Origin of the sequence: Bartonella sp. AP20NXHL, assembly GCF_042196165.1 — a bacterium.
Lineage (GTDB): Bacteria > Pseudomonadota > Alphaproteobacteria > Rhizobiales > Rhizobiaceae > Bartonella.
Map to the genome: position 1 here is coordinate 29,321 of NZ_JBHIPV010000011.1, position 24,300 is coordinate 53,620.

A 24,300-nucleotide genomic window follows, 5' to 3' on the forward strand; every position below is an offset into this window, starting at 1 on the left:
TTGGTTATTGGTTAAGAGCAACACCGTAAGCGGTGCCTTGAGCTTAAAAACCAAGGTTTACCTTCGTAAAATGCATATCTGATGTCATGCGTTTAGTAAGCAAACCTTAAAAGTTTGAAAGGCAAACAACCTCTCATTTGGAAAAATCTGTCCGTCTCAAGAAAAACTATTTTTATTGCCAATCTCCTAAAATTACTTTATGAGTCAGAAAGTGTCTTGGTCGCATACGCAACGACCAATAGGGATTAAAAGCCTGAAAACTCAAACATGAATTGACCCCGCTTTGCGGATATCCCGGAATTCCGGGAGATTTTGCTATGTCCAAGTGCTTCTCAGCACTAAAAGCAAAATGCTGATTTGAGTTCAGTACTTTTAACTCCCGGAATACTCATGCGAGGGCGCTCGCAGCCGGTGGGGAAAAATGCAAGCTCCAAATCTTAATATTGATCTTTTTGTAGGCAAAAAGATTCGCTTTAGGCGAAAAATGCTAAAAATGTCTCAAAAAACATTAGGGCATCATTTAGGTGTCACTTTCCAACAAATCCAGAAATATGAAAAAGGCTTAAATCGCGTGAGCGCAGGGCGTTTAAAGGAAATTTCCAATATTTTGAATGTTCCACTTGCCTTTTTTTTACACTGATATCATCAAAAAAGACAACACCCCGTACCATTATGATGAAATCGCCTCGAGCAAAGAGGAATATTTGCTTTTAAAAAGTTTTAGAGTCCTCACATCTGTCAAACAGAAAGCGATTTTAAACTTAATTTGTGATTAAAATTAAAACGCTTTAAAAGCATAGCTATAGGGTGCTACACGCCCTATTCTTGGCTTTCTCCCCACACCTTCAAAGGATGCAACCCCCTTCTTAAACCGGTTGATGAATAATCCGCCTTCTCAAAAATAGCTCCTTCTCAGATTCCCATTTCATATGGTTCCTTTCACAAAATTATACAAGCAAGCCCTCCCTTGAATATTCACCACACTCTCTCATCAAAACACCCCATGTATAAAGTCTTATGTCTTATATCACCACACCCGCAAACGATAGCGTTTTACAGCACAACAGAATAAGCATTTATCCGTATTTAAAGGGGGCCCTTTTTTCGCTATGGACGCTCTCTTTATTTTAGATGATGTGCATTTAATATATCTTCTATTAAAGACTTAGTATCTGTTATAAAGTCTTAAAGGCATATTTTTCCTTTAAAATCTCAATGCTACAGCAACTCCATCATAAGGCAACATGTTGATTTATAATGAGTATTCATTATTGTACATGTTAAATGAGAATCCAGAATATCGTAAGATTCTTTCATTTCAAATCTGTTCCATGTTGAATCAACCAAAACTATATCTCTTGCAGGTTACAAGTGGGAAGAGGCGTATGGATAAAAACTATTAAGTAAGAATTAAAAATGCCTCTAATGAACCGTCTCAAGTACCAAGAGCTGTAAGCAACACCCACAAGCTGACAAACTGTGTCATGTTGCAAGGCTTACTCCGTTATGAAGCGTAAAGATGGGGGGCTCAATGGATTTACCCTTATACCCCTTTACGAACAGCGTCGCAAAATAGGCTTGGATACCTTGAGAGATATTTCTATAAGACAATGTATCTAGTTCTCTCATGATCATAATCCTCAATCTGATAAAGTTGAAACAAACAATAGGATTGCGAATATGATTTAGGAAGCTCATCTGAAAGATGAAAAATGATAAAAAATTCCGCTATAACAATTGAAGAAGCGAGCATTCGTTGAGCCGTAACTTCTTTATTTTAGAATTTTTATATCACACTTTACTGTTGAGATGCATGACCACTGTCTGTAACATCAAGCTTTGGCGAGAAAAACATTTCAGTATCTGCTTGTAAGACATTTTGACAGTTTTTAGATTCCTTAACAGCTTGTCCTGAAAGAAAACACCTCGTTCCCCATTCTTCTTTTAATTTTGCATCTTTTTTAAAATCTTCTACGCTATAGTTTTTTTCACACCCCACGACGAATAATAGAGCCGTGCATAATAAAATAATTTTTTTTCATTTTATCCCTCTTTAAATATCTTATCTGTTAATATCATCCCCCCAAATGAGGGTTGAATTTTCACACTGTATGAGAATACAGCCTCACTATCACTGACTTGCTTTCAAAGTGAACACTCTGAGTAAAATAACGCAAAGAAGAGCTCACAATAGCTATCATATGAGTTTGTCATAAAATACAATGAGAAGGGAAAGGGCCAAAACTGAACACAAATGACGAAATCAGAAGGCGCATTAATGCTTTTGTCCAACTGATTTCAAATAGTTACATTGCAATAGGCATCGCCCCTAGCCCTATAGAAAGCCTATGAGCATTATAATACTTAAGTCTCACGATCAATGGGTGACAAAGCCATAACAAAAAAGTATGAGCTCTTTTTACCTATTTGTATGTTGATTATTGTTCCCCCATCGAATGTTTAAATAGAAACGTTTTATGGTACATAGAAAACAATCAACAAGGCAAATCATTTTTACGAAGATTTCTTCGTGTAGAGTCTACTTGAAATCCATCCATCTTTTAGAAATCTGAATTTAGAAGCAGATAATTATGAAAGCTTTTCAAGGAATGCAACAGATTGATCACTTTTAAAGAAGTAAAAAACGTGATCCAATCCTGAAGATAAAATTCTGATGAAGAAAACTTTTGCTAGAAATTCTTTTAAGGCATTGTAAAATATTCTATCAGTTATATCAAACGTTATCCCATTTTGGGGGCTGTTCATTTTTCACTTTTTCAACTTCGCTCTAGAAATCCGTTTCTTGAGCGTTTTTTATCGTCTCACTTTCTCCTTCAAACACAAATACTCAAAAATGCTTTGCCACCAACAATGAAGTTTTCCTGCTTGTATAAAACACATAAGTAAAAATAGAAGAGCGATTTTGAGAGCAAACCTCCCTGAAAAAGGAAGTATCATCCATTTACTTCATAAACGAAAATAATCTCACGGTTTATTCAAATTTGCTCTATGGTTTGGTACAATTTTATTGATAAAGCTTTCTCTATAAAGATTTAAGTAAATATGTTCGTTAAAACCAATCACGGACTTGCAAAGGGGTTGTAAGATCCATTATCTCTCCGCCATTTTAAAGGTTCAGTGAAATCACTTGACCAAAGACCAATCTTGTTGCCACGTGCTTTTTCTTCCGCATGATGATACTGGGCTGGAATAGGATTTTTTCCCTCTTTTGAGAGTACCAACATACCTTCTGTAAGACCTGCCTCAGCTAAATCAACCCCTTGAACAAAACATTGCGCATAATAAACACCATTGTGCATCAAAGCCTGTTTACAGGATAAATCCTGCCCAAGTGTTTTGGTGACAAGCCAAGCCATTGTAACCACACCACAGGGCCATTCTTGATCATTTAATCTTGCTTTTTGACGGGGTGCACATGTGTCTACACCATAAAGATGAATATCACGGATGATATGTGATCGCCAAGATTGTGCAGAAGGCGTCAGTAATTTAAATGTAACCCCACTTGTAACAGAGGCCTTACCATGAAAAACAACAGCATTATTTGCAACATCGTTTAATGAAACACTCTTCTGCAAATCGAGATCTGATTCATTTTTTTCTAATTGCTGTTTGGTGATAAATTTACCCAACTTTTTTTCTTCTCGATAGAGATCGACAATATCTTGTATATCTTGCGTCTCAAATGTCTTAAGAATGCTGAAATCCATTTTATCTTTATATTGGCTTAATCCCCACACTATGGAACCCATAATGTAAACAATAACAATCAATTTAAATAGCATTTCTTAACACGCTCGCTCAAAAAATTCATTGTTTTTCTATCCTTTCACATTATTTATCAGCAATCCCCTTGTTTTTAAAGAAAAAATTCAAATATCTGTGTTGCATATTAACTACACTTTGTAAAGAATAATATTCCTTCTTGCATTGTTTTAATATTGTTGTTTTTGCAAACGAGTACAACTTAAAATTGCCATTTTCATGTAGCACAATCTCAATTTGAAAAGACTTCTGTCTCTTTAAGAAGAAGAGCTTGAGAGTGAACAGATCCACGATCAAGGCTTTTAAAACAAACAAATGAGGAGAATTAAACTGTCATCAAATGACAACACTCTCCAGTTTGTTAGAGGCAATGGAATGTCGACATATGAACAAATATTATTTGTTAAAGAGAGGTAAAATGACAGATAATAGATTCCAAAACATCATTTTTATCGTGACCATGCTGCTTTTTACGGCAGTTTTTGTATCTGATCTTTCTTATGCTGCTCCTGCTGCTAGTGGAGGTGGTTTCGGGAATCTTGATGGTGTTTTAGGCAACATTGTCGCAATGATGACGGGTGCAACGGCAAAGCTTATTGCAATTATATGTGTTGCTGCTGTGGGGATTGGTTGGATGTACGGCTTTATTGACTTACGCAAAGCAGCTTACTGTGTTCTGGGGATTGCTATTGTTTTTGGTGCCCCTGCTCTCGTTGGTAAATTAGCGGGCACAACATAAATGAACGAAGATACTCTTTTCCTTGCCTGTACGCGCCCAGCCATGTTTGCTGGTGTTACAATGGAAGCGATGGCGCTTAATGTCATGGCGACATCCATTCTTTTCATTTTGACCAGTGATTTTACCATGTTTGGTCTTGGGATTGGGATACACTTTATTTTGCGAGAAGTGACAAAGTATGATCACAACCAATTTCGCGTATTATTTGCATGGCTCAATACCCGAGGAAAACAAAAAAACCTCAACAGATGGGGAGGAGGTTCGACCTCCCCTTTACGCCTTATCCGCACTTATAAGGAACTAAGCTGAAGGAACGAAGCCGGTGAAACAGATGTCAATAATGAAACGGGAAACTTTGCCTGAAGAATATATTCCCTATATACGCTACATCAACCAACATGTCGTTGCTTTAAATTCACGTTGTTTAATGGTTGTGTTGGCTGTTGAGGGTATAAATTTTGACACTGCGGATATTGATCAATTAAATTCTTTACACAACCAATTAAACACCCTTTTAAAAAATATCGCAGACGAACGGCTTGCTTTATATTCTCACATCATCCGCCGCCGTGAAACGATATACCCAGAAGGTCATTTTCTTTCATCTTTTGCAACAACATTAGATGAAAAATATAAAAAGAAAATGGTTTCACAAGAACTGTATAGAAATGATTTGTTTATTTCACTGCTTTGGAATCCGGCAGCGGATAAAACAGAAAAGCTGGTTTCATTTTTTCAGCGCTTGAGCAAAGCGAAGAAAACACAATCTGAACCCGATGAGGAAGCTATTCGTAAACTCGAAGAGTTAAGTCAAGATCTTATGCAAGGTTTGGAAGAATATGAAGTCCGTCTGCTATCAATCTATGAACATGAAGGACTTTTATTTTCCGAACAAAGTGAATTTCTCCACCAGCTGGTAGGGGGAAGACGTGAGCGTATTCCTCTCACATTTGGAACTATTGCTTCAACAATTTACTCAGATCGTGTTATTTTTGGGAAAGAAATTATCGAAATTCGCCATGAAAGCAATGAACGCTTTGTGGGCATGTTTGGATGGAAAGAGTATCCTTCTAAAACACGCCCAGGTATGACTGATGGTCTGCTTACGGTGCCATTTGAATTCATTTTAACACAATCCTTTGTCTTTAAAAGTAAGGCAGCCGCCAGTGCGATTATGAGCCGCAAACAAAATCAAATGATCAATGCAGCTGATCGTGCTAGCTCACAAATCGATGCACTAGATGAAGCGCTAGATGATTTAGAATCAAACCGTTTTGTTTTGGGAGAACACCACATTTCTTTAGCTGTTTTTGCTGATCATCCCAAAATATTGTCTGAAAACTTATCAAAAGCACGTTCCCATTTAACCAATGGAGGAGCGGTGATTGCCAGAGAAGATTTAGGATTGGAAGCAGCATGGTGGGCACAGCTTCCTGGAAACTTTAGCTATCGGGCGCGTTCAGGCGCCATTACTAGCAGAAACTTTGCCGCTTTATCGCCTTTCCATTCTTTTCCCGTTGGCAAACTGAAAGATAATGTTTGGGGAGCTGCTGTCGCATTGCTAAAAACACAGGCTGGTTCACCTTACTATTTTAATTTTCATTATGGCGATCTTGGAAACACGTTTGTTTGTGGTCCATCGGGATCCGGTAAAACAGTGATTGTTAATTTTCTTCTTGCACAATTACAAAAACACAATCCAACAATGGTTTTTTTTGATAAAGATCAAGGAGCAGAGATTTTTGTACGGGCTGGAGGAGGGAAATACAAACCTTTAAAAAACGGGCAGCCCACGGGTATTGCTCCCTTAAAGGGCATGGAATACACCGAAAAAAATAAAATCTTTCTTCGTAATTGGATCTTAAAGCTGGTAAGCGCTGAAGGGCAAATCGTAACAGAAGAAGAGCGACAAGATATCGCCAAAGCTATTGATTCCTTAGAAAACTTACCCCCAACCCAGCGCTCTCTTGGTGCACTTCAACTGTTTTTTGACAACACATCCAAAGAAGGGATTGCCATACGGCTGCAACGCTGGATTAGAGGCAATGATTTAGGATGGGTTTTTGATAATGATCAAGATGATCTCAATTTAAATGCGCAATTCATTGGATATGACATGACCGATTTCTTAGACAATGAAGAAATTCGGCGTCCCTTAATGATGTATCTCTTTCACCGCATTCTTGATTTGATTGATGGGCGGCGCATCATTATTGTCGTTGATGAATTCTGGAAAGCTTTGGAAGATGATTCATTCAAAGCTTTTGCTCAAGATCGGCTAAAAACAATCCGTAAACAAAATGGCATGATGCTCTTTGCAACACAAAGCCCTAAAGATGCTTTGAACTCAACAATCGCGCACACAATTATTGAGCAGTGCCCCACTCAAATATTTTTTCCAAATCAAAAAGCAAATTATAATGATTATGTCGAAGCTTTCAAACTTACTGAGCGTGAATTTGAACTGATACAGTCAGAATTAAGCAGAGAATCCCGTCGTTTTCTCGTCAAACAGGGGCAAAGTTCCGTTGTTGCAGAACTTAACTTACGTGGAATGAATGATGAGATCGCCGTTTTAAGCGGCACAACAAAAAACATTGAACTCATGAATGAAATTATCAACGAATATGGAGCTGACCCTGACAAATGGCTGCCCATATTTTATCAAAGGAGAAAAAATCAATGAAAAAATATGGCTTAGTTACACTGTTATCTTTTTCTTTTATTTCTCATGCAATATCACAAACGACACCCGATGCGGAGGAATATTATAAACAAGCACTCGAGAACACACAAAAATTAGATGCTGCAAAATCAGAAACAGCTGAAACCATTTATAAAAGTGCAACAGATACTGCAAAAAAAATTAAAGAAATAAGTAATCAACTTGAAAATATTAAATCAAAACCAGACACAAAACCCGAAGAATTGCAAACCCTTCGACAAGAGATTCAAGTAAAGCTTTCTCTTCTTCAAGCAGATCTTCAAGTAAGTTCTTTAAAACTTCAGTCTCTCGATATGATTCAAGCAAGAGATACGAAAACAAAAGATGAATTACGTGAAGAAAAGGAACAACAAAAGCATAAACATCTTGAGGCACAATTAAAAGAAAAAGAAAAACAATTAAAAGAAAAACTTGAAAGTACGAATACAAATGTCAGACTTTAGTTTTTCTCCCTTTGAAAGCGTTTCTGGGTATATTTTAAAACCCTTAGATAATGTGATGGACACAACGGTGAGTGGGCTATCTTCTGCTATTTCAGCGCCCTTAAATCTCGCTGCAATCATTTTTATCTTTCTTTATGGCTATAATGTTATGACAGGTCGCGTTGCGCTTTCCATGCATAGTCTTCTCAATAATGTTGTTAAAATCGTTGTTGTTACAACAATGGCAACGAATGCGGATACATTTAATACTTACGTCAAGGATATTTTCTTCAAAGATTTATCCAACGCTATTGGGAATGCGCTTAACAGCAATCCTGCAAGCTCCAATGTTTTTGATTATATTTTGTTAAAGGCAAGTTCGCGCTATCAAGAAGTCTTATACAATGCTTGGTTTTTTGAAAAGATCATTGTGGGTCTTCTTGGTTCTATCATGCTTCTCGCGGTTATTCTTTTTTGTATAGGTGGTTTTATTGTGCAAATGTTTGCACAAGTTGCACTCGTCATGATTATAGGTCTTGGTCCTCTATTCATTAGTTTGTATTTGTTCAATGCAACGCGAAAATACTCCGATGCATGGATTACAACTTTGATCAATTTTACCATTTTACAAGTTCTCGTGATCATGCTTGGAACCATTATATGTCAAGTTATCCTACAGGTTCTCAAAGTTTCATATGAATCAATCTATGTTCTTTTCCCCCCTGTCATCGTCATTTCGATCATAGGGGTTATTATCTTCCGTGCGCTTCCCGGTATTGCAACAGCGCTGGCCTCTGGCGGACCATACTTTAACACTGCTGTCTCTTCAGGAGGACAGGTTTTCACAATGCTTGCCAATAGTGCAAGAGCGAGTGGGAATGCAATAAAAAGTGCCACTTTACAAATCTCAGGAGCTGCCGGTAAAGGTGCGGCAGGTGCGGCGGCAAAAGCAGGAAGATCCGGAGGTGGACGTGGTCGATTTTAAGATAAAGCACCTCTTTAAAAGAATAAGCATTTTTGTTTTTGCCTTGCGTGCGCCCTTTGGCGCACGCACCATGATCTTTTTCCATGAAAGATCTAGCATCTTGGGTCTTACAACAAAACCAATCAAAATCTTGCATCATATAAATTTGTAAAAATGTTCAGAATAAAGGCTCTCATGCATTGTATTCCAAGATATTTGTGAGTTCAAAAAATGAAACGAAAAATAACTTTTGTTATGGTCCTAACAATCGCTCTTACTGGTTGTGCCTCTTTGAGTGGCCCTAAAAAACCACCACGCTGTAATGGCAAACATACACGTGCTTTAAATAAAGATAAGTGGAATTGGGACAATAAAAACGTTGTCCACTCAGAAAAGAGCGTAAAGCCTGTTACCACTCCCATCATTCTCAATACTTTGGAAAGTGAAAAGGTAACAGCCAATTTGGCACTCAATTCAGCTTTATTAAAGCCGGTTATTCATGAAGCACGATCTGATAAAAAAGTGGAGGTTATGCGTGAAAAGTGATGCCCTTGAAGAATATATAAAAGAAGCGCGCTCATTTGACATTGATCGCATGCATAGCATGCGCGTGCGGATGAAAATTTCCATGGCTTTAACAGTGCTTTTGGGATTGATGACGATTGCGCTGGCTTTAGCTGTCGCAGCTTTGACGCCTTTGAAAACAGTAGAGCCTTTTGTTATCCGCGTTGATAACTCAACAGGCATTATTGATACTGTAAGCGCCCTAAAAGAATCCCCTAACGACTATGATGAAGCGATAACGCGTTATTTTGCCAGCCAATATGTTCGTGCTCGTGAAGGTTTTCAAGCATCCGAAGCAGAAAACAATTTTCGCTTAGTTTCTCTTTTATCTTCTCCAAAAGAACAAAACCGTTTTGCAAAATGGTACGCGGGCAATAATCCAGAAAGTCCGCAAAATATTTATCATAACATGATTGCTACGGTCACAATCAAATCAATCTCTTTTATAAGCAAAGATCTTATCCAAGTTCGTTACTATAAAACGATCAGAGACTTTAATGAAAAAGAAAATATTTCCCATTGGATTTCAATCTTAAATTTTTCCTACGTGAACGCACACATTTCAACGTCTGATCGTCTTATCAACCCTCTTGGTTTTCAAGTATCGGAATATAGATCTGATCCAGAGGTGATAAAATGATCAGACTTTTACAAACAATCTCTTTAATTTTTACGATCACTTTCAGCTTTCACACAGTTCTCTCACTTGCAGAAACAGCGCCTGTCAGTGCACGTAAAGATAACCGCATCAGATTTGTCAATTATGACCCCTACAACGTCGTACAAATCATTGGCTCCATTCGCTCTTCGGTTCAACTAGAATTTGCCGTTGATGAAGAAGTAACCTATGTAGGAATTGGAAATTCGGTTGCTTGGCAAGTTGCTCCGGCTGGACACTTTGTTTTTCTCAAACCACGTGAAGTCCAACCTGTGACCAATTTACAAATTGTCACAAGCCGCCAAGATGGAACACAACGCTCTTATCAATTCGAGCTACAAGTCCGTGAAGGTGATGTTTCAGCCGGCAATGAGACGTATTTCTTGGTAAAGTTTCGTTACCCAGAAGATGAAGCATTACGTAAGAAATTAGCCGAAGCAGAAAAAGAAAAACAACGTGAAGAAAACTTTGTCAATGATATTTTAAATATCCATGAAGATTTTGGACCACGCAATTGGGCTTATGAAGCCCAAGGCTCTTCCCTTATTGAACCCGCTTCTGTCTATGATAATGGGAAAACAACAACCTTTATCTTTTTAGGCAACATTGAAATCCCTGCCATTTACATTGTATCGCCTGATGGGCAAGAAGCGCTTATTCCCAAATCGATTAAAGGCAACAAAGTTATTGTTCATGCAACAGGTGCACAATTCACGTTACGACGTGGGAATGAAGTATTGTGCATCTTTAATAAAAGGTTCGTACCAGAAGGAATTAATCCTGAAACAGGTACGACATCACCATCTGTACAACGTAAAATGAACCTAGGAAGCAGCCATGAATAACACCGTGGATGAAAAAAGCATTAATGATCGCGATACAATAAAAAATGCTCAAGGGAAAAGTCAACAGAACAATGTGGGGAAAGCTATTGCTCTTATTATTCTTTTCAGTGTCTGTCTTTATTTAGCCTATTCAACACTTGTTACAGACAAAAAACAACCAATTGAATCTTCAAAAGAAGGAAACGTTATAAAACAAACAGAGCTTTTTCGCCCTGCAAAGCCTACCCCTCCCCCCTTTGAACAGCCTCAACGAAATAACGCTCTATTACCAAAAGTCGAGCTACCAACACCAAACATCAATCAATTAAATTCTGATAACTCACTGCTGGAAGCAGCACAACGTGCTCCTGTATTAGCTTATGCAAGTACACAACAAGGCAAAATAAATTCACAAACAAATAATGGTGTTTTGCCTCACCAACTTGAAAGCAAACCTGATGAAATAACACAACGTTTTAATCATCTTCTTAAACCCACAGTGCTTGAAGGTATTCGTGCTTCAACCCTTGGCAATCGAAACTACATCATCGCGATGGGAACGTCTATCCCTTGTATTTTAGAAACAGCCATCAACAGTGATCAACAAGGTTTTGCCAGTTGTATTGTTTCCAGAGATATCTTATCAGACAATGGTCGTGTTGTCCTTCTTGATAAAGGCACCCAAATTGTTGGTGAATATCGCGCCGGATTGAAAAAAGGCCAAACACGTCTCTTTGTACTATGGAATAGAGCAAAAACCCCCAATGGTATCATTATATCCTTAGCTTCACCGGCAACGGATGCTTTAGGGCGTTCTGGTATGGATGGAGATATTGATAACCATTGGCTTGAGAGGATTGGGTCTGCGCTTCTTGTATCACTAATAAAAGATGTAACACACTATGCCAATAAACGTTTATCAAAAAAACAGGAAAAAGAAGAAACTGAAACAGTCTCTTCAGGACAAAACATCGCAAACATTCTCGTAGAAAATTACGCCAATATTCCTCCAACATTATCCAAAAACCAAGGGGAAATGGTGAATATCTTTGTTGCCCGCGATTTAGATTTTTCCAGCGTTTATAAATTGAAAGTCATCGAAAACAAAAAACAGATTATCAATCGAGCTGTTTCAAGAAACTTTTACAAAAATTCGGCGGTAACTTTAGAATGAACTCAAACTTACATACCATGAGCGATGAAACCGTTGCGATTGTTCTCACAAAACTTGAACCCATCAGTACTTTTTTGAAAGATGATAGTCTCTTTGAAATTGTTATCAATCGTCCCTATCAAGTAATGACTGAAGGGTTTGATGGATGGAAAACAATAGAAGCTCCGGCTCTCTCTTTTAATGAGCTTATGGGGATTGCGAAAGTTGTCGCATCCTATTCCAAGCAAAACATATCGGACAAAAACCCAATATTATCTGCAACGCTACCAGGCAATGAGCGTATTCAAATTGTCATTCCGCCCGCTGTCGAAAAAGACACGATTAGTATGACAATTCGTAAACCGTCATCGCAGAGTTTTTCTCTCGAAGAGCTCGCAAATAAGGGCCTCTTCTCGCTATGTGAACGGGTATCTTTCACGCCCTTGCATGACTATCATTCTCGTTTTAACGAACTCAAAATCATCGAGCATAACTTAGCTCATGCCTACTGTAATAAAGACTTTGTCTCCTTTTTAAATCAAGCTGTAGAATGCCAAAAAAATATTTTAATTGCGGGAAAAACCGGTTCGGGTAAAACAACATTATCAAAAGCATTAATCGCAAAAATCCCTCAAGAAGAGCGTATTATCACCATCGAAGACACACAAGAATTGGTGATACCACACCCTAACCATGTCTCAATGTTCTATTCAAAAGATGGACAAGGCTTAGCCTCCGTTGGCCCCAAAGAGTTGCTTGAATCATCTTTACGGATGCGTCCTGATCGTATTCTTTTGCAAGAACTTCGAGATGGTACAGCCTTTTATTATATCCGCAATGTCAATTCAGGTCATCCAGGCTCCATTACAACGGTTCATGCCTCAACAGCCCTTGCAGCCTTTGAGCAGATGACCCTTTTGGTCAAAGAAAGTGAAGGCGGTGGTGATTTAGAGCGTGATGATATTCGAGGACTGTTGATTTCAATGATTGATATCATCATCCAATGCAAACGGATTGAAGGAAAATTTAAAGTCACAGAAATTTATTACGATCCCTTCAAACAACGAAACATCTTTGGAGGGGACTAAAGGAAGATCACACCGGCTGCCAAAGGCTCTTTTAAAGAAACGATTGCAAATAAAAGGAAAAATGCGTGAAAACCAAAGAAACAGAAAACAGAGAAAATCTTTTATCGATGACAGAAGAAGAATTGAAAAAACGCCGTGAAGCCGTTGAAGCAGCCATCAGCACCCATGCAATAGAGGGAATAGCGCTTCATTCCAAAACGTTGAAAATTTTAGAAGAATACGCAAAGGGGAATATTTCACTCGAGGAATTTAATACTCTTATGGACAACACGACATTATAAGGAAGCTACAATGCCAAAAGCAAAATTAAAAAAAACAGATGTGACATCCACAGTGCCTTCCCCTGAACATTATATGTATCCTAAAAGCAAAACATTAAAAAATAAATATGGAATAACAAACCTTGACGCTTTTACGGCAAGATGTGCGCATGATTCAGCAAAAGCGATGGTTAATCTGCGTGAAGCCCCCTTACCAGAAAAGTTTGATAGCTCCTATCTATGCCTTATTCATCAATGTCTATTTGAAAATACCTTTGAATGGGCTGGACAAACCCGCAATGTTCCCTTTACATTTGAAGATGGTACTACTGCCGTCGCTCCAGTAATGAAAAAAATAACAAATTTTGCAGTCGGTAGCGAATTACAAGAAGGTTTACAAAAATTAGATCAAACGCTTGCCGAAAAAAATAATTTGCAGGATTTATCATGCAAAGAATTTGCTTATGAAGCAGCCAAAATATTTGCCTCTCTCAACTATACACACCCCTTTAGAGAAGGCAACGGACGTACACAACGGATCTTTTTTGAAAATCTTGCCAAAGCCGCAGGGCATCAGCTTGATTTTTCACTGGTTACAAAAGAACGCATGTTGGTTGCTAGTGTTGCAGCAATACAAAATGACAATCTAGAACCAATGCAACATCTGTTTGACGATATCTCTAATCCCAATAAAATACCTCTTTTAAAGGAATTCATGAGCAACACGAAAGAACTTGGGCGTAGTGTGAATGATCGCCCTGTTATGGTCACAAAGGAAGGTGAAACCTACACGGGCACCTATAGAGGTGCTGGTCTTAACAGCTTTGCCTGCAATGTAAAAGGAGCTTACATTATCGGCAATAAAGAACATCTCACACCAGAACAACTCAAAACATTAAAACCCGGTGATAAATTTACCTTTACCGTTCCCGAAACAAAAGAGCTTGAAAGCATTCTTATTCCAGAAGAGAAATTAGCCCCTTTGACAAAAAATGAAACGGCCCAAATGGTTGCAGAAGATGCCTGTGTCCACGTAAGCCTAAAACAGGTCCAGAAACTGTCAAAAATTGTTTATGGTAATACAAAAACATTAGACAAACAGATGGTAGAAATCATCAAAAATCCAAGCTTAGGCCAACAGCTCGCCAACAAGATTGAAAGGGCACCGAGCTCTGTTTCTCGTCTTGCAGGTTTCAGTTTATGTGGACTACAAAATCAGGCACGTGCAAACGCTAAAAATCATATTGGTATGCTCTGTACTGCCGTTGCAAATTTCGCGTATGCTGTAAAATATGCTGAAAAGGAAATCACGCAAGAACATGCAACAGAACAAAGTCGCCTTGCAAAAACAATAGAAATGCCAAGTCAAAGCTTGCAAGATCTCTTCGCCTTGCCAAAAGAATTACAGCAGGAAGCTTTAGCAAAAAATCCTTTATGTCAAAAAGAGCTCAGCAACTTTGTAAAAAAGATCAACACCCGTCTTTCACCAAATGAACATAAAGCAGTTCAAAATAATGATTATGAAACACTGGCTCAAAGCATTGGTGTATCAGAAAATAAAGCCAAACAAATTACACAAATTATTAAGCAAACCAAAGAAGTACATCAGCAAGCACAAATATGCACAATGCGCCATTCCAAAGCATTCGCTATGGCCTGCTAAGAATGGATAAAACCTTCCTCCTTGATGAGAAAGGCTCATAAACGAAAACTGTTTGGCGTTATCTGCACCTTTGCAAAAAGAGATGAGAGTTAATATCACGTACCTGAAAAAGAGCATTTCGCAACATATTCTGATAGAATTGAGAGTAAAATACAATGAAATATACCAAAACACAAATGGTACTTATTTTAACACCAATCGCTTTAGGTGCTTTAACGATATTCCTTGTCCCTCATTTTTTACTGTTAATAACAAATGGACTAAAGAGCGATCAAATTTATTGGACTCTTCGTTCTGAGCCTTTATTAGTCTTAGCACTAACGGCTGCTGTTTCATTGTTGTATAGTCTGTCGCAAAAACTGCACTTACGTAAAATAATCACTTTTGTCTCCGTTGTTTTTTTTGGAACAACCGCTCTTTACTATATTGGTGGTGAAATAAAACGTTTAAGTCCCTATGTTGGCCAACAAGGAATAACGTGGAGCTATGCGCTTCAATTCATGGACCCCATGGTTGTCTTTGGCATCATCATTGGTGGTTTTCTTTCCATCATTCAATTCATAACAACCTCTCCACCTAAAAATAAGGTCAAGCGTGCAAAAAAAGGTGTTTTTGGTGAGGCCTCTTGGATGAATTTAAGAGAGGCAGCAAAAATCTTTCCTGCCAATGGGCAAATTGTTGTGGGTGAAAGATACCGTGTTGATCAAGATAATGTGTGCAAAATTCCCTTTGCGCCTGGCAATAAAACAACATGGGGAAAGGGTGGAACAGCCCCTTTGCTAACCTTTAATCTTGATTTTGGTTCAACTCATATGATCTTTTTTGCTGGTTCTGGTGGCTATAAAACCACAAGTACAGTAGTTCCTACGTGTTTAACCTATCCAGGGTCTATTGTTTGTCTTGATCCTTCAACAGAAGTTGCCCCAATGGTCAAATTTGCGCGTCAAAAGATGGGGAATAGAAATGTCATTGTTCTCGATCCCAATTCATTTTTAACAAAAAATTTTAATGTCATCGATTGGCTTTTAGACGACAGCGTACCACGCACACAACGCGAAGCGAATATTGTAAGCTTTTCCAAGTTGCTCCTTACAGATAAAAAATCAGACAATTCTTCAGCAGAATATTTCTCGACACAAGCCCATAATTTATTAACAGCTCTTCTTGCTCACGTTGTATTTTCTGATGAATATGAAGACAACGAGCGCAATTTAAAAACATTGCGTGGCATTCTCTCTCAATCAGAAACAGCTGTTGTTAATCAATTACGCATGATTCAAGAAACAACACCTTCTCCTTTTATTCGTGAAATGGTTGGTATTTTTACAGAAATGGCAGAACAAACCTTTTCAGGAGTCTATACAACCGCCTCAAAAGATACCCAATGGCTTTCTTTGTCCAATTACGCAGATCTTGTCTGCGGAGATGATTTTTTTTCCTCAGATATTGCAAATGGCAATACAGATGTTTTTCTCAATCTCCCCGCAAGCATTTTAAACAGTTATCCAGCTATTGGACGTGTAATTATTGGCGCCTTTCTCAATGCCATGGTTACAGCAGACGGTAACTATAAAAAGCGTGTTTTATTTGTCTTAGATGAAGTTGATCTTCTAGGCTATATGAATATTTTAGAAGAAGCACGCGATCGTGGACGTAAATACGGTACATCCTTAATGCTTTTTTATCAATCCTCTGGTCAGTTGGTCAATCACTTTGGAGAAGCCGGAGCACGCTCATGGTTTGAAAGCTGCTCTTTTGTCAGCTATGCTGCCATTAAAGACCTCCAAACAGCCAAAGACATTTCAGAACGCTGTGGCCAAATGACCGTTGAAGTCACCGGAACAAGCAAATCAAGAGGCTTATCCTTAGGAAAGAGTTCATACAACGTCAATTACCAACAAAGAGCCCTGATTTTACCCCATGAAGTTATTCAAGAAATGCGTCAAGATGAACAAATTATTCTTATGCAAGGACACCCCCCTTTGCGATGTGGTCGCGCCATTTATTTCAGAAGAAAAGAAATGTTAGCCGCAGCTGCAAAAAACCGCTTTGCCCCACAAAAGAAAAACTAACCTCCTATTATGAGATCTTGACTATGAAAAGAACAACCACAAAAACAACATAGATTTCTATTTTTTAAAAACCTGTTAACAAAAAGTTTTTGAACGCTTCCTCACACATATAAGGAAAACATGATAAAAAAATCCGTGTTTTTTCCTTTTTGTATTTTGTGTATCGTTTTACCAGCGCCCATCATCTTTATAAAAATACCACCCCCTCAAATCACCTATAACTAAACCAACATCTCCACTTGGGAAAGTCTGCAAATACATTCCTACAAAGCTTTTTGTGTATAATTTATCCCCTACAAACAACCAAAAACATTTCACAACGCTAATCCCCAATATCAAGACTTAAGAAAAACAAAAGATTGATCTTTGAGACAAGAACTCTCAAAACACCCACACTCAAGAACATCGATTTTTTCCCAAAAAACATTTAAGATATACATCAAAATGAATAAATCATTCTTATACAAGCTTTTCCCCCTTTACGATATCATAAAGTGTTCTATTTTAATGATAAAGCGCTGAAAAAGGCTTTTCTCCCAACCAAAGAAAGAGTTTTCTCTCTTATGGATCTTAGAACAGCGCAATACAATAAGAGCAACAATACAAAATAAAAAACATTTTGTTGCAAAAATACACAAACAAGATGTTCGTATGGCAAGATATTCATATGGAGCAGTAAGAAAAACATAATGGAGAAAAATTCTTGATAACTGCTTTTACCCATAGATTCACCAATCTGAGTACTGTGTATAAAAAGTACCAGCACCATCCGCTAACCAAGAGCGATCGCACCCGCCATATCCACGCCCCTCATCAAAGCGCTCTTGCAAACAACTTTGTTAAAGGAAAAAAACAACAATTTTAAGCAACATTTTTCTTTTTGACCTCTTCCTTACACCTCAAAGAACGAAGATTTTACCCAAAGTCAATTTGTAGAAAATTCATTTTCTAACTACTCATGGGATTCATATCAAGGCCCTCAATACCAGTATTTTACAGCACAAGGTAATAAACAAAGGAACCATCAGAAAAACTTTTCAAAAATAAATGAAAAAAGAAAATAGGCATGAAAACAATCATAACAGAACATTTTGCACCTCTTACACCAAAAACCTTTCAAAAGCATCACAAAACGATTGCTACAACTATCCATACACTGGAGGGAAAAGTGCTTCCTCTCATAACTACCAAAATCTCAAAAGAATACGCGAAGGGGAATTTTTCACATGCAGCGTTTAAGACGCTCATCAACCACCACCCTACCTACTTAGGAGAGATTATATGTTAGAGCAAAATTATCTATATAAAGGTACCCCAACACTCAAAAATAAATATGGCATAAAAGACCCCAAAAAACTGTATGAACGCTGTGCTCATGATACCGCCAGAGAAGCCGTCAATTTTCGCCACGAACCACTTCCACAAAAATTTGATGCTTCCTATCTAAAACTAATCCACTGGAGCCTCTTCCACAGAACTTTTGAATGGGCTGGAAAAACCCGCGATACATCCTTTACATTTGAAGACGGCACCACTGCCCATATGCCGGCGATGCGTCCCAAAGGTTATGAAGTTCCTTTTGCTATCGGACCGCAGATTCAAAAAGAACTAAAACAACTCGCAAAAACACTTAATGAGAAGAACAATTTAAAAGGTTTATCGCGCCAAGAATTTGCTGAAAATGCCGCAGAAGTTTTTATGGCGCTCGAGCACGCACATCCTTTCAGAAAAGGGAATGGGCGCGTCAATCGAATGTTTATGGAAAAACTTGGACAAGCCGCAGGACATACCATTGACTTTTCTTTCATCACAAAAGGACGCATGACAGCAGCTTGTATTGAAGCCGTGCAATATGGCAATCCCCAACCGATGAAAGATCTTTTTGAAGATATCACACATCCGCAAAAATCCCTTGTTTTAAAAGAATTCATCTCCCAAATGAGAAACGCGGGACTGGATGAAATTAACAATCGTGTTGTTGTTGCAACAAAAGAAGATGTAACCTACGAAGGCGTCTTTAGAGGTTTTTCAGCAGAAGGTTTTGTCATGGAAGTAGAGGGTGCTTTCGTAGTCGGCCACAAAGATGATCTCCCCCCAGAACTCGTCAAAACATTACAAAACGGTACTCGCCTCTGCTTTCAAAAAACCAACGTTCAAAATGTAAAAGAAATATTGATCCCAAAAGAAACATTAGAATCTCTCACCCATGAAGAGTTATTCACAAAGATTTCAAATGACGCTTATGTTGAAGCATGCCGAAAAGAAATCAAAAATTTATCAAAACTCGTTTATGGTAAAATCCACGCCTTAAATACAAAAATAGATATCTTAACGGCTGATCCAAGCTTAGGAAATCAATTTGCTGATGAAATTTTACAAAACCCTCAATCAATTTCTAAACTTGCAGGGAGAAAAATACTTGACATGAAAAGCCCAAATCGCAGACTGGCGGAACAAACTGCTCCACAACTCAGCCAAGCCCTTAAAAATTATGCCACAATAACACAACAAACAAAAGAAGAAATTTTAGAGCAACATCAAAGAGAACAAAATCGCCTGAGTCACGCTGTCGAAACACCTGGAAAAAATTTACAAAACCTTTTTGCCTTACCAAGAGAACAACAAAAGGAAGCTTTATTGCATTCTCCAACACTACGACAAGAACTCCATCACTTTTCGCGCCAACTACACAATCGTCTATCCTCAGAAGAGCGTAAAGCCATACAAGAAAAAGATCATACCAGACTAGCGTGCCTCCTTGGGACATCGGAAAGCAAAGCAAAAGAAATTGCGAATACTGTAAAGAACACCCAAGAAGCACAATGTCAAGCCCGCAGCTTGAAAGTTAGTCGCTCTTCATCGCTTGCTCTTACCGGCTAAAAACGCGTGAACTTTTGCCTTCCAACTAACTCTTAGCGCCAATCATTTTATCTCCATTACGCTCACCAATTGTTTTAAAATGGTACAAAAAATAGTCCTAAAAATGAATCCTTTAATTTGATGTAACTTATTGATAATATTTCATAAAAAAACTGTATAAAAGACATAAATGTCCACTATATATCAATATGAATAGCGCGAAATCTTTGGAGGTCATTTAATTTGATATCTTACCTTATCCTAAAGTTGTTATCAAAAAAGTGAGGAATGCGCCAAAGAGGTTTTCTAAAAATATTGAAAGGAAACAGCCATGAAAAAAAGTCACCCACAACCAGCCCCCCAGAACCCACAACCCCAGAGCCAAGACCCCCTCTATGCCAAGGTTAATAAACCACCCAAAGAACAGCGCAACCCACAACACTATACACTTCAACAACCACCAGAAACGGTCTTTGCTCCCAAAAAGCCACTTGACCAACAAAACCTAGGATCTCCTAATGTAGAAGACCTCTACGCAAAGGTTAATAAACCACCCAAAGAACAGCGCAACCAACAACAATACACACTTCAACAACCAGAAGAAACGATCTATGCTCCCCAACAGCCACTAGGAAATCCCTATGACAGACTTGGTGGAAGACCAAGTGATGGGCGACGCACCAACAGACTCGTAGACCCCTATAAAATAACGGACTTGGAAGCGCAAGGTTGGCAAACACCCTATGATACAATTGGTGGAGGAGCACAGGGTGGAGGACATCGCCAAGAACCGGAACATCTCTATGCAGAGCTTAACTTTGATGAACGTGGTGAGCCCTCTCCCCAAAGACCACTCGAATCTGTCTATACAACGGTTGGCATGGGGGCTGAAGGTAGGCAAGAGTCTGAACAACTAGAAAATCCTATCTACCAAGGCGTTGGAGGAGGAGCAACACCCCCTCCCAGAACCCAAAAAGATGTGGTTACAACAAGGCTTTTAAAAAACGTAGACTTTCAATATGGTGTAAGAGAAACGCAAGAGTGGTGCAGAGTTGTTTATGGTAACGAACATGCTTTGAATCAACAACTTGCTAAAATTCTTGACGATCCTCAAAGTGCAGAGCAAATCTTATGGGGCCTTGCAGAAAATCCTGAAAGCGCTGGTAAGCTTGCAGGTCACAAAATACTTGGTGTAAAGTCTCCAAGCCGCAGAGAAGCTGAAGAGAGTTTTTCTCCCCTTTGCTCAGCTCTTGAGAGGCATATACATACGGCAAAAAAGCTCCATAAACAGTTTACACGGGAGCATGAAAGAGAAAGAGGTCAAAGACAAGAAAGTCCAGAAAGAGAAGCAGAACACAGACACCACCATCATCATCGTCATGCAAGAGGACAAGAACAAAATAGTCCAGAGCACAGCCCACAAAGACAAAGACATGGAGAAAAAGGAATGGCTTTTGCCATGTAAGTGGACATAAACGTAAAAACAGATAGTTTTTGTTTTTCATTTAATCTTTTTTTCATAGAATCTCTTGGCGCAAATCATTTCATAGCGATTGCGCCAAGAGTTGTTTTAGAATGTTACAAAAAATAGTTCTAAAAGTGGATCCTGTAATTTATTGTAACTTATTGATAAAATTTCATAAAAAAACTGTATAAAAGACATAAATGTTCATTACATATCAATATTGAATAGCGCAAAATCTTTGGCGGTCATTCGGTTGGATATCTTCCTTTATATAAAAGTTATCAAAACTAAAAGTGGGGAATGCACCAAAGAGGTTTTCTAAAAATATTGAAAGGAAATATGTATGAAAAAACATCATCCACATCCTTCTGCAAATCCAGAAGCCCTCTATGCACAAGTTAAGAAACCAACCAGAGGAAACCAGCGCGGTCCAACCCCAGAAGAGGAAGTTACATACGCAACTGTTAGCAGTGTTTCTCCTTCAAGAGGGAGACATCCTGATCGGGGAAGAGAAAGTTCTGAAACCGATTACACAGAGGTTGCTCCCCCAAAACGCGAAGAAGAAGTTACATACGCAACTGTTAGCAGTGTTACCCCTTCAAGAGGGAGACATCCTGATCGGGGAAGAGAAAATCCTGAAACCGACTATACAATGGTTGCTCCACAACAAAGAGGAAGACCTTCATCTTCCCTCACAGCTGATCAAATAAGTGTCATACTTTTAAAAAATCCACAAGTTCAAGCATATGCACAAGAGGTCGTGCATTGGGGTACAACTGTTTATAACAGTGACACGCTTTTCCAACAGCACTTGCAAGACATACTTAAAGATCCCACTAAAGGAAAAGAGCTTTCAAATCAACTTGCTGAAAATCCTGAATCTATGCATAGGCTTGCTGGACGCTCCACACTTGGCTTAAAAAATCAAGCACGCAAAGCAGCTGAAGACGGTTTTAAACTGCTCGTTGATGCCATTGATGGTTATACGAAAGCTGTAGAAAATGCAATGGAACAGCTATTGCACACCCCTCTAGCGGAACAAAGACGCCATCAAGAAAATTCTCAGCAAGTTGAGAGACACCATCATCGTCATCATCATCACGCAAGAGGACAAAAACACAATAGTCCAGAGCACAGCCCTCAACGACAAAGACATGGAGAAAAAGGATTTTCTTATGCCATGTAAGGAGGCATAGACGTAAAAACAGATAGTTTTTGTTTTTCATGTAATTTTTTTTCAGTGAGTTTCTTGGCGCAAATCGTTTCATCGCGATTGCGCCAAGAATTGTTTTAGAATGTTACAAAAGATAGTCCTAAAAATGGCGCCTGTAATTCACGACAACTATTGATAACTTATTGATAATATTTCACAAAAAAACTGTATAAAAGACACAAATGTCCATTAAGCTGATTGCAAATAGCGCAGATCTTTGGAAACTCATTCAGCTCGATATTTCTTTTGTCTCAAAGCGATCCAAGCATAAAAGGCAAGAATGCACCAAAGAGGTTTTCTAAAACAATTTTTGAAAGGAAACATGCATGAAAAAAAACCACCCTCATCCTTTTCCATCCTCTTCAATACAAGAACTTATAAAGCTCTATGAACAAGCAGCGGCAGAGGTCTCAGGCGCAGCCCCCCTTCCTAAAGAAACGCCTTCAAAAAGCAAAAGACTGTCATCCATACCGGAAGAAGATGAGGAAAGACAATCTCTTTTAAGCGAAGAAACTGTATATGCATCAACAAATCCAACAGCTTCGTTAACAAGAGGCGGCTCTACCAAAAGGCAGCAAAAAACTGAAACGACACACGCAACAATTCCTTCACAAGTTACCCAAAGGACAACAAGAGTTCTCTCAGAGGAAGAAATCATTCAATTGCTTCCACACCATTCATTGGTTCGAACCTATCAAGAAGAAATCCAACGTTTATCCGCAAGTGCTTATGGCAACCCAAACATTTTGCAAGAAAAAATGCAAGAAATTCAAAGAAATCCAGCTGCAGGAGAAGAGCTCTCATGGCGCATGGCAGCCTATCCTGAAAGTATTGCTAAACTTCCAGGCACCAGCATGTTGGGCTTTAAAAATCAAGTGCGTAGACAAGCGGAAGAGAGTTATTCCACTCTCAGTATCACCATTGATTGTTATACAGAAGCTGTAAAACAGGCAAGAGAGAACCTCTTACAATCTCCAGAGCAAGAACTCAAAAACTATGAACGCTTTATGGGGAAGGAAGCCGTCGCTAAACTTCTACAAAAACCAGATCAACGTGAAAAAGCAACGCTTTCAGAAGTAGAAATTTCTACCCAAATTCACCAACATTCAAAAGTCAAAAGACACCATGCCCAAATCCAATATTGGTGCGGTGTTGTTTTTGGCAACAAAAACATTTTGCAATCACAAGTGGAAACACTTTTCCAAAACCCTGAAACAATAGAAGCACTCGCACAGCAACTTGTCGGAAATCCTCAATCTTTTCACAAGTACGCTGGTCGTAAATTTTGTGGCTTTAAAAATCAAGCACGCAGGCATGCTGAAGCTGGTCTTTCTCACCTCATTGACGCCACTGACAATTATGCAACGGCTGTAACACAAGTAAGAGAGAGCATTTCACAAACCGAGCAGATAAAACAAAAACACAATGAAGCATCTTCTGAGAGATCGCAAAACTTGCATCAACAACAAAGCGTCTCACAGTCTGCTCAACGCCCCGAGCCTTCAATAGTAACGCATGAAGAAGCAACAACCTCTACGCAACAAAGAGAAACAGATATTCGTCCTCGCAAAACTACCGCCCCAAAAGCGATGGCTTTTGCCAGCTAAACAGGACATAAGTTTTCACATTAAATCTAACATCTTGGCGCAACACAGAACAGGGGTGTTTGCGCCAAGAAAGAGAGAAAATTGATACAAAATTTATTTTTCCGTCCCTTAACCCAAACACTGGAGAAAACAATCTTTAGAAAATGATTATGATCTGAGCCAAGAAAGCCCCATCTTGTGAAACCATTCAGTTTGATATCTGCTCTCGTAAAGACCGAGTAAAAAAGCATAAAACAGA

General features: G+C 38.7%; 21 protein-coding genes and 1 pseudogene. 19 read left to right on the top strand and 3 right to left on the bottom strand.

Going from position 1 to position 24,300, the window contains the following annotated elements:
* Positions 1-421 precede the first annotated feature (421 nt).
* Positions 422-776: pseudogene (locus ACFILL_RS07070) on the top strand (helix-turn-helix domain-containing protein).
* 706 nt (positions 777-1,482) lie between these two features.
* On the opposite strand, the gene ACFILL_RS07075 reads toward ACFILL_RS07070, so the two are convergent.
* From ACFILL_RS07075 to ACFILL_RS07085, 3 genes are all read right to left on the bottom strand, one after another.
* The gene (locus ACFILL_RS07075) at positions 1,483-1,629 is read right to left on the bottom strand and encodes a hypothetical protein (protein WP_273790964.1); all 147 of its coding nucleotides are present in this window, start codon (positions 1,627-1,629) and stop codon (positions 1,483-1,485) included.
* Positions 1,630-1,798: 169 nt separating this feature from the next.
* Positions 1,799-2,032 (bottom strand): EexN family lipoprotein, encoded by a 234-nt coding sequence (locus tag ACFILL_RS07080; protein ID WP_375643585.1) that lies wholly within the window; start codon positions 2,030-2,032, stop codon positions 1,799-1,801.
* A 1,048-nt stretch (positions 2,033-3,080) separates the two neighbouring features.
* Positions 3,081-3,806, bottom strand: a complete 726-nt coding sequence (locus ACFILL_RS07085; RefSeq protein WP_375643565.1) for a hypothetical protein — start codon at positions 3,804-3,806, stop codon at positions 3,081-3,083.
* A gap of 398 nt (positions 3,807-4,204) precedes the next feature.
* On the opposite strand from ACFILL_RS07085, the gene ACFILL_RS07090 reads away from it, so the two are divergent.
* The 18 genes from ACFILL_RS07090 to ACFILL_RS07175 all read left to right on the top strand — a co-directional run bounded on the left by ACFILL_RS07090 (position 4,205) and on the right by ACFILL_RS07175 (position 24,062).
* Positions 4,205-4,525 (top strand): TrbC/VirB2 family protein, encoded by a 321-nt coding sequence (locus tag ACFILL_RS07090; RefSeq protein WP_273790962.1) that lies wholly within the window; start codon positions 4,205-4,207, stop codon positions 4,523-4,525.
* Positions 4,526-4,834 (top strand): type IV secretion system protein VirB3, encoded by a 309-nt coding sequence (locus ACFILL_RS07095; protein WP_273723684.1) that lies wholly within the window; start codon positions 4,526-4,528, stop codon positions 4,832-4,834.
* Positions 4,835-4,856: 22 nt separating this feature from the next.
* Complete coding sequence (locus ACFILL_RS07100; protein WP_273790961.1) at positions 4,857-7,211, top strand: VirB4 family type IV secretion/conjugal transfer ATPase; 2,355 nt, start codon at positions 4,857-4,859, stop codon at positions 7,209-7,211.
* Positions 7,208-7,693: a type IV secretion system protein VirB5 gene (locus ACFILL_RS07105; protein ID WP_375643566.1), complete on the top strand. Its 486-nt coding sequence runs from the start codon at positions 7,208-7,210 to the stop codon at positions 7,691-7,693. Before ACFILL_RS07100 ends, ACFILL_RS07105 begins: the two co-directional genes overlap by 4 nt.
* On the top strand, positions 7,680-8,657 hold the full coding sequence (locus tag ACFILL_RS07110; protein WP_273790982.1) for a type IV secretion system protein: 978 nt from the start codon (positions 7,680-7,682) through the stop codon (positions 8,655-8,657). Before ACFILL_RS07105 ends, ACFILL_RS07110 begins: the two co-directional genes overlap by 14 nt.
* Before the next feature lie 210 nt (positions 8,658-8,867).
* Entirely contained in the window at positions 8,868-9,182 is a 315-nt protein-coding gene (locus ACFILL_RS07115; protein ID WP_273790959.1) for a type IV secretion system protein VirB7, read from the top strand.
* Positions 9,136-9,840 (top strand): virB8 family protein, encoded by a 705-nt coding sequence (locus ACFILL_RS07120; protein WP_273790958.1) that lies wholly within the window; start codon positions 9,136-9,138, stop codon positions 9,838-9,840. Before ACFILL_RS07115 ends, ACFILL_RS07120 begins: the two co-directional genes overlap by 47 nt.
* Positions 9,837-10,703, top strand: coding sequence for a P-type conjugative transfer protein VirB9 (gene virB9 / locus ACFILL_RS07125; RefSeq protein WP_273790957.1), 867 nt, complete (start codon positions 9,837-9,839; stop codon positions 10,701-10,703). Before ACFILL_RS07120 ends, virB9 begins: the two co-directional genes overlap by 4 nt.
* Positions 10,696-11,856 carry a type IV secretion system protein VirB10 gene (virB10, locus tag ACFILL_RS07130; protein ID WP_375631334.1) on the top strand — a complete coding sequence of 387 codons (1,161 nt, stop codon included), beginning with the start codon at positions 10,696-10,698 and terminating at the stop codon, positions 11,854-11,856. The genes virB9 and virB10 overlap by 8 nt, the downstream gene beginning before the upstream one ends.
* Complete coding sequence (gene virB11, locus ACFILL_RS07135) at positions 11,853-12,923, top strand: P-type DNA transfer ATPase VirB11 (protein ID WP_273790955.1); 1,071 nt, start codon at positions 11,853-11,855, stop codon at positions 12,921-12,923. Before virB10 ends, virB11 begins: the two co-directional genes overlap by 4 nt.
* 107 nt (positions 12,924-13,030) lie before the next feature.
* The gene (locus ACFILL_RS07140) at positions 13,031-13,204 is read left to right on the top strand and encodes an antitoxin VbhA family protein (protein ID WP_275065231.1); all 174 of its coding nucleotides are present in this window, start codon (positions 13,031-13,033) and stop codon (positions 13,202-13,204) included.
* A 10-nt stretch (positions 13,205-13,214) separates the two neighbouring features.
* On the top strand, positions 13,215-14,846 hold the full coding sequence (locus ACFILL_RS07145; RefSeq protein ID WP_375643568.1) for a BID domain-containing T4SS effector: 1,632 nt from the start codon (positions 13,215-13,217) through the stop codon (positions 14,844-14,846).
* 155 nt (positions 14,847-15,001) lie between these two features.
* Entirely contained in the window at positions 15,002-16,918 is a 1,917-nt protein-coding gene (gene traG / locus ACFILL_RS07150; protein ID WP_375643569.1) for a Ti-type conjugative transfer system protein TraG, read from the top strand.
* A gap of 1,066 nt (positions 16,919-17,984) precedes the next feature.
* Positions 17,985-18,206 carry a hypothetical protein gene (locus ACFILL_RS07155; RefSeq protein ID WP_375643570.1) on the top strand — a complete coding sequence of 74 codons (222 nt, stop codon included), beginning with the start codon at positions 17,985-17,987 and terminating at the stop codon, positions 18,204-18,206.
* The gene (locus ACFILL_RS07160; protein ID WP_375643572.1) at positions 18,200-19,798 is read left to right on the top strand and encodes a BID domain-containing T4SS effector; all 1,599 of its coding nucleotides are present in this window, start codon (positions 18,200-18,202) and stop codon (positions 19,796-19,798) included. Before ACFILL_RS07155 ends, ACFILL_RS07160 begins: the two co-directional genes overlap by 7 nt.
* A 310-nt stretch (positions 19,799-20,108) precedes the next feature.
* The gene (locus tag ACFILL_RS07165) at positions 20,109-21,242 is read left to right on the top strand and encodes a BID domain-containing T4SS effector (protein WP_375643573.1); all 1,134 of its coding nucleotides are present in this window, start codon (positions 20,109-20,111) and stop codon (positions 21,240-21,242) included.
* A 343-nt stretch (positions 21,243-21,585) separates the two neighbouring features.
* The gene (locus ACFILL_RS07170; protein ID WP_375643575.1) at positions 21,586-22,428 is read left to right on the top strand and encodes a BID domain-containing T4SS effector; all 843 of its coding nucleotides are present in this window, start codon (positions 21,586-21,588) and stop codon (positions 22,426-22,428) included.
* Positions 22,429-22,781: 353 nt separating this feature from the next.
* Entirely contained in the window at positions 22,782-24,062 is a 1,281-nt protein-coding gene (locus tag ACFILL_RS07175) for a BID domain-containing T4SS effector (RefSeq protein WP_375643576.1), read from the top strand.
* Positions 24,063-24,300: the final 238 nt, after the last annotated feature.